We start from the raw sequence: 6,632 nt of genomic DNA on the forward strand, positions 1-6,632 counted from the left end.
CTCGATAGCTCCGCGCGAACGCTACCGAGAAACTCCCGATGACGACCGACGCCAACCTCAACGACGTGGCCGCAAGCGATCAGCGCGCCGCCGATCCATCCTGGCAGGACGATGTCCGCGCCGGCGTGCGCCATGTGCGCGATCTCGCCGCGCTGCCGCTGTCGCGCGCCGAGCGCGCGGCCGCTCAGGAAGCCGCGGCGAACCACAAGGTGCGCATTCCAAGACCCTATCTCGACCTGATCGACTGGAACGACCCGAGGGATCCGATCCGCGCGCAGGTCATCCCGTCGCCGGAAGAGCTGGTCGAGGCGGAAGGCGAGCTCGACGATCCGATCGCCGACCATGCCTACAGCCCGGTGCCGAGGCTGACGCACCGCCATGCCGATCGGGTGCTTTTGTTCCCGACCTATCAATGCGCCGTCTATTGCCGCTTCTGCTTTCGCAAGGAGTCGCTGACATCGATCGGACGTGGCTACACAAGCGAGGCGCTGGAGCCGGCGCTGGCCTATATCGCCGAGCACGAAGAGATCCGCGAGGTGATCCTGACCGGCGGCGACCCGCTGTCGCTGCCCGACAAGGCGCTCAGCGAAATCCGCGCCCGCGTCGAGGCGATCCCGCATGTGCGGCTGTTGCGCATCCACACCCGCGTGCCCGTCGCGCTGCCCTCGCGCATCACATCAGAGCTGGTCGCCGCCCTGCAGGGTCGGCTGATGGTGACGGTGGTCACCCACTTCAACCATGCGCGGGAGATCACCGACGCCACCGAAGCGGCCTGCCGCACCTTGAGGCAGGCGGGCTTCGTGCTGCTCAACCAGAGCGTTTTGCTGAAAGGCGTCAACGACAGTGTCGAGGTGCTGGAGGAACTCTGCCGGGAGCTGATGTACCGGCTTGGCGTGAAGCCCTATTACCTCCACCATGGCGACCTGGCACGCGGCATGGCGCACCGCCGCACCACGATCGCGGAAGGCCAGGCGCTGGTGAGCGCGCTGCGCCAGCGCCTCTCGGGCATCTGCAATCCCACCTATGTCATCGACCTGCCGGAAGGCGGCGGCAAGGTACCGCTGGCATCGTGCGCGATCGAGGGCCGGGACGGGGAGGCGTGGCGCATCCGCGGGCAGGATGGCATGGTCAGGGCCTATCGGGAGGTTGTGGGGTAGCCAACCTTCGAGGGCTTGGTTCCCGTCATCTCCCAAGCCAGGTTACGGCCGCCCGCCTTGCGGCGAGGGCCCCCTTCGCGTCTCGTTGGAACCAGCCACACGGCTCCGCATTTCTATCAGCGGGGGCTAAAGGGAGCGTGGCGTGAAAGCTCTGTTGGGAATTCTGGGCGGCTTCGGTCTGACGCTGACGGTTTTCGCCAGCGGACTGGCCTTCGCCACCTGGCTGCTGGCCGCCAAGCCGGTCGGCACGGTCTCCCCGAGCCAAAGCGTGGCCGAGCTCTGGACCAGGAACGCCGAGCCGGTGGGCGCGGCCAAGCAGGCTCTCGAGCGTGTTGCCGCCCGTCCGGTTCCGGCCGATCCCAAGCCTGCCGATGCCGCGAAACCCGAGATCGGGCCCGAGGTGACCGCCTCGATCGAGCCGCAGGCTGGCGACGGGCAGGGCGAGGCGTTGGCCGCCGGCGAGGATAGCGCGCAGGCCGCGGAACTGCCGGCCGCCCATCTCGAATGGTGCGCGAGCCGCTACCGCTCCTATCGTCCTGACGACAACAGTTACAGGTCCTACAGCGGCGAGCAGCGGCGCTGCATCTCGCCCTATCTCGATGCGGGCGGCGCCGATGAGGGCTACGTCAAGGTGCGGGACAGCTCGGTGGAGGCCGCCTCGATTTATGGCAGCACCTATCAGGGCTGGCCGGACGAGGAAGCGTGGGGCGAGGGCGCCTCAGGCGGGGTTTCCGCCGACCATGTCGACTATTGCTTCAGCCGCTATCGCTCCTACCGGCCGGAAGACAACAGCTACCAGCCCTATGACGGCGGCCCGCGCCGGCAGTGCGAGTAGCCAGTGAGCCCACTGCCTGATCGACCGAGACAGTGATCTGCACCCGTCGACGCAACCCGTTGCAAACATTCGGCTATGAAAGTGCAGTCCAAACCACACTCTCAAGATCGGGAGAGTAGCGGGCGATGATAGCCTCCTGATCATTTTCCTGCGTGAGAATTACCTGCTTCTCAATAGCGTCACCGAGCAATCGCATAAAACCTTCAAGCTGCTCTACCTCGGGTATTCCGCTGACTTGCCTTGGATCGAAGTCGAACTCAATTTCGACGGTGCTGAAGAAGTGACATGCAAGCTGGATTGGCCCGACGTAAAAAGACAGTAAGCTGGCTGTTTCGCTTTCCAGGGCCGCTTCGACCCCCAATAGCATCGACTCGATGTTGCCGGAGACACTGAAATTAGCAGGCGGGCTCCATTCGCGGAGGATGTCCCAGACGCGCTGCCAATCCGCCTCAGACGTGTTCAGAACGTAGATGTCTCGCCATGATCCGTCCCAGGCGAAATCCGATGCTACCTGTTCCCACTTCATGCATGAACCACTCTCGATGACCGCGGTTCTAGCATGGCACACGCCATGAGTGCTTTCCACAAATCCCAAGTCCGCTTTCCACCTATCCGGCCATTCCGCATTGTGAGTTCACGGCCCAAGTGTTTAGTCCAGCACCTTCGCGTCGATCTCCTCGATGCTCCGCGTCCCGGTCAGCGCCATGGTGGCGGATAGCTCCTTGCGCAGGATCTTGATGGCGGTCGCGCCGCCGGCGCCGAGGCCATAGATTCAGGCCCGTCCGACCAGACAGCCACGGGCGCCGAGCGCCAGCGACCCCAGATAGTCGCTCTCCCCCACTTTCGGGGGGGTGCAGCCTCACTCCCCCGCGATAATCTTCCCCGGATTCATCACATTAGCCGGATCGATCATCCCCTTGATCGCCCTCGCCAGCGCCTGCTTGACCGGATCGGCGTGGCGCTCATAGGCGTCGCGCTTGTCGAGGCCGACGCCGTGCTCGGCCGAGAACGAGCCGCCGCTTGCCTGCAAGCCCTCATAGAGCACGTCCTCGATCGCCTCGTGCAGCGCGTGCGAAACCGGCCCGTCGGTGTTGATCGAGATGTGCAGGTTACCGTCGGCGAGATGACCGAACACATAAGGCGCGTAAGTCGCGGCGATGCGCTTCAGCCCGGTTTCGATGCGCTGGACATAGGCATCGAGCGCGCCGGCCGGCACCGAGACGTCGAAGGACGGCGGCAGATGGTGCATCCGCTCGATCATCTCGGTTTCCTCGCGCAGCCGCCAGATCGCCCCAGCCTGCGAGACCGAACTGGCGACCAGCCCATCGATGATGCCGGCTTCCTCCCAGATCGCCGCCAGGCCATCCTCCAATGCCTCTCGCGCGGCCTCGACGCTGTCGGCGCCAAGCTCGAGGACCAGCAGGCAAGGGGCATCGAGCGGCAACTGGCCGGGCGCGAAGCCGAGCATCCGGTTCATGGCGGCGGCGAAACGCTGCCACAGGATCTCGGCGGCGTTGAGCCGCGTCTGGGTACGCTCCAGGAAATGCCGCACGATGCGCTGCGCGCTGGCCGCATCCGGAACGCCGACCAGTGCCGTGGCGCTGGCGCCTGCCACCGGATCGAGCCGCAAGACGACGCGGGTGACGATGCCGAGCGTGCCCTCGGCGCCGATGAACAGGTGCTTCAGATCGTAGCCGGCGCTGGTCTTCAGCACCCGCGTCAGGTCGGAAAACACGTTGCCGTCGGGCAGCACCGCCTCGAGGCCGAGCACGCGATGGCGCATCGTGCCGTTGCGGAAAGCCATGATGCCGCCGGCATTGGTGGAAACCATGCCGCCTATGGTGCAGGAGCCGCGCGCGGCAAGGTCGATGCCGGGATCGAGCGCATGCGCGGCCGCCGCCTCCTGCAGCACCGAGAGCGGCGTGCCGGCCCCGACGATCGCCGTGCGCGCGAACGGGTCGATCTCTTCCACCCTGTTCAGGGCGCCGAGATCGCAGATGACCTGGCCGGCCACGGTCGCGGCGGCCCCTGTCAGCCCGGTACGCCCACCCTGGGCGACGAGGCTCAAACCCCGTGCCGCGCAGAATTTCACCAGCGCCGCCACGCCCTCCGTGTCGGCTGGCCGCACCAGCGCCGAAGCGCCGAAATTGCGCTGGTCGAAGCCCGGATCGCGACTGGCGAGCTCGGCCTTGTCCCACACCACGGCGTTGGGGCAGGCGGCGCGCAGGTCGGCGATGAGGGTTTCACTCACGAGTGGCTCCATTCATGGGCGAGCCCTCCTATAGAGGAAGCGGAGGCTTCGAGTCACGCAGGGGAACTCTCCCGCATCGATCGTGCAGATTCCAGGGATCGTTCGGCCGCGTGCGGCGTTTGAGCAAAAGCTGAAATGGAGAAACCGACAATGGGTGATGATCGGCTGGAGAAGATCAGGCAGCGTGCGTATGAGATCTGGGAACGCGAGGGACGTTTGTTCGGCAATCACGACCGGCACTGGAGCCAGGCCGAGGCGGAAATCGACCGCGAGGCGGCCTTGCCGCTTACGGCCGATGACGCCCTGCCGGAAACCAGCAGGATCGCCAGCACCGACATACTGACGGTCGAGGAGCTGGCCATGCGCACCGGCATAACGGGCGACGAGGCGCAGGAGCTGATCGACAGGCTGGGCAGCGACCGCGCCGCGATCGAGGCCGCCGCCCGCAGCCTCAAGGCGAGACGGCGGCTCTGAAAGCAATTTAAGGAAAAGTGCGCGGCGGCTTTCCGTCCGCAATTGCGTAAAAAACAAATAGGTTTCGGACTCAATCGAGCCGGGAACAGGGCGGCGTCGCTGCGCGTTGATCTCTGTAAGGAGATCAAAAATGTCGATGCCGAAAACGTCTGTCCACAAGCAAGACTATCGGACGAATCGGGCCGACTACCTGATCGCCAAGACGCCGACCCCCAATGCGGAGCCGAAACCGAAAAAGAGGTCGTCGCGGCTTGGTGACCAGCGCTCGGCCCGGCTCTCGGAGAGCCCTTCAGAGACAGTGGCGAAACCGCAACCGCGCCGCTAGCAGGCGTGGCACGGCGGGCTGCCGTGGTCCGCGCTGCCCAGGTCGTCTGTTCTGTCGGAACCCTTGGTGCCTTCGCAGGTTCATCCTTCATAACCCGAAGGAGACCACCCCATGGACCACACCAACCACGTACGGCTCACCGACGCCGAGCTGACCCCGGCCATCCTCGAAGGCGCGACCATCTACGGTCCTGACGACGAGAAGATCGGCTCCGTCGACCACATGCACGGCAGCCAGGTCGTCATCGACGTCGGCGGCTTCCTGGGCATCGGCGCCAAGCCCGTCGCCGTTCCCGCCACCCAGCTCGATTTCATGCGCGACGAGGACGGCGACGTCCACGCCGTCACGTTCTGGACGAAGGACCAGCTCGAGGACATGCCCGAGCACCAGGACTGAAAGAGGGGCCCGGCACAGCCGGGCCTTTCCGCTTCGGGAGAGACACAATGATCCGAAAACTCAAATCAGGAAAATACCGGCTCTATTCGCGCAAGAAGGACGAAGCGACCGGCAAGCGCCGCAACCTCGGCACCTTCGACACCCGCGAAGCCGCCGAGAAGCACGAGCGCGAGGTGCAGTATTTCAAGCGGCATTGAGCGGGCAAGATCGGGCCGGCCCGTCAGCCTCGATACGCAAGGCGGGGGCCAGCCGCGATCTCCGGCAACGAGGGTCGGTGCGCGACGCCTCTGCGGGTCATCGGTGGCAACCTTTGGGCGTCACCCTGGCGGGGCTTCAGCCCTGCTTGTCGTAGCCGGCGGTAACCTCGCCCTTGTGCGCGGCGAAGGCTTCAAGCACCTCGGTCTTCTCTGCCTTCGGAACCTTGAAGTGGTCGAGCGTCCGCCCGAGCTCGGCCGCGACCTCGTCGAACTCCGCCGGCGAGATCCGCAAGTCGCGATGGGCTTCCTCGAGGCCGAGCGGCGTCGCGCCGGGCTTGGTGGCCACGAACTTGAACGGGCCGCCGGAAACGTCGCAGACCCACAGCGTGCGCATGAATTTGAGGCCGGGCAGCCGTTCAAGGTTCTTGGTGTGCCATTTCCGCAGCTGCGCATTCTTGGATTTCTTGCCGACGATCGGGTTCTTCACGATGGCGTCGCTGAAGTGATCGACCACGGCCGCGATGGCGAACACGCCCCCCAGCCGCTCATACAGGCTCTTCCCGGGCTTGGCTTGCTCCTGCGCCAGCGCGCCATTGGTGGCCATCATGGCTGTCGAAGCGGCGGCCGCCGCCAGCGCGACGACGCTTCGTCTTGTGAGAGAGGTCGAAACAGCGGTTTTCATCTCTGGGTTCCTTGGTGTTAAGCCAGAGCAAGCCGCGGCCTGTCCTGGCGGCGACAATGATTTGATTTTCGGATATGTCCACTTCGCCTAATCCGGCATGGTCCGCGGCATTAACGAGCGCCGCGCCCGACTTGTTCCGTTCAGGCGCTGGCGGCGCGGCTGGCGCGTGAAACGGTTCGCCGAATACAACCTGATACCGGAACGAGACATCGCCGAAACACGCCGCCACGAGCGGCGACATGCCTGGGAAACGTCCTGGTAGGAAAGTCGCCGCCTACCAACCATTGGAGCGCGCGTATGACACCCGACCAGATC

The 6,632-nt window shown here is 65.1% G+C and carries 9 protein-coding genes; 5 read left to right on the forward strand and 4 right to left on the reverse strand.

Features of this window, described 5'->3' with window-relative positions:
* Nucleotides 1-38: 38 nt before the first annotated feature.
* Nucleotides 39-1,157, forward strand: coding sequence for a KamA family radical SAM protein (locus tag EN742_RS19195; RefSeq protein WP_127407140.1), 1,119 nt, complete (start codon nucleotides 39-41; stop codon nucleotides 1,155-1,157).
* A 142-nt stretch (nucleotides 1,158-1,299) separates the two neighbouring features.
* Complete coding sequence (locus tag EN742_RS19200) at nucleotides 1,300-1,992, forward strand: BA14K family protein (RefSeq protein ID WP_126055429.1); 693 nt, start codon at nucleotides 1,300-1,302, stop codon at nucleotides 1,990-1,992.
* Between the two features lie 73 nt (nucleotides 1,993-2,065).
* On the opposite strand, the gene EN742_RS19205 is transcribed toward EN742_RS19200, so the two are convergent.
* The 3 genes from EN742_RS19205 to EN742_RS19215 form a co-directional block, all read right to left on the reverse strand.
* The gene (locus EN742_RS19205) at nucleotides 2,066-2,518 is read right to left on the reverse strand and encodes a hypothetical protein (RefSeq protein WP_126055428.1); all 453 of its coding nucleotides are present in this window, start codon (nucleotides 2,516-2,518) and stop codon (nucleotides 2,066-2,068) included.
* Between the two features lie 123 nt (nucleotides 2,519-2,641).
* Nucleotides 2,642-2,764, reverse strand: coding sequence for an alpha-hydroxy-acid oxidizing protein (locus EN742_RS39465; RefSeq protein ID WP_281033564.1), 123 nt, complete (start codon nucleotides 2,762-2,764; stop codon nucleotides 2,642-2,644).
* An 87-nt stretch (nucleotides 2,765-2,851) separates the two neighbouring features.
* A complete protein-coding gene (locus EN742_RS19215; RefSeq protein WP_189375459.1) occupies nucleotides 2,852-4,243 on the reverse strand; it encodes an FAD-binding oxidoreductase in 1,392 nt (463 codons plus the stop codon).
* Between the two features lie 150 nt (nucleotides 4,244-4,393).
* Between EN742_RS19215 and EN742_RS19220 the strand changes: the two genes are divergently transcribed.
* The 3 genes from EN742_RS19220 (at nucleotide 4,394) to EN742_RS19230 (ending at nucleotide 5,635) form a co-directional block, all read left to right on the forward strand.
* On the forward strand, nucleotides 4,394-4,717 hold the full coding sequence (locus EN742_RS19220) for a DUF2934 domain-containing protein (RefSeq protein WP_126055426.1): 324 nt from the start codon (nucleotides 4,394-4,396) through the stop codon (nucleotides 4,715-4,717).
* Nucleotides 4,718-5,153: 436 nt separating this feature from the next.
* Entirely contained in the window at nucleotides 5,154-5,438 is a 285-nt protein-coding gene (locus EN742_RS19225; RefSeq protein WP_126055425.1) for a PRC-barrel domain containing protein, read from the forward strand.
* Nucleotides 5,439-5,485: 47 nt separating this feature from the next.
* On the forward strand, nucleotides 5,486-5,635 hold the full coding sequence (locus EN742_RS19230) for a hypothetical protein (RefSeq protein ID WP_126055424.1): 150 nt from the start codon (nucleotides 5,486-5,488) through the stop codon (nucleotides 5,633-5,635).
* A 136-nt stretch (nucleotides 5,636-5,771) separates the two neighbouring features.
* Here the strand turns inward: EN742_RS19230 and EN742_RS19235 are convergent, their stop codons facing one another.
* Nucleotides 5,772-6,317 (reverse strand): group 1 truncated hemoglobin, encoded by a 546-nt coding sequence (locus EN742_RS19235; RefSeq protein WP_127407362.1) that lies wholly within the window; start codon nucleotides 6,315-6,317, stop codon nucleotides 5,772-5,774.
* Nucleotides 6,318-6,632: the final 315 nt, after the last annotated feature.

Source organism: Mesorhizobium sp. M4A.F.Ca.ET.020.02.1.1, from assembly GCF_004022645.1.
Lineage (GTDB): Bacteria > Pseudomonadota > Alphaproteobacteria > Rhizobiales > Rhizobiaceae > Mesorhizobium.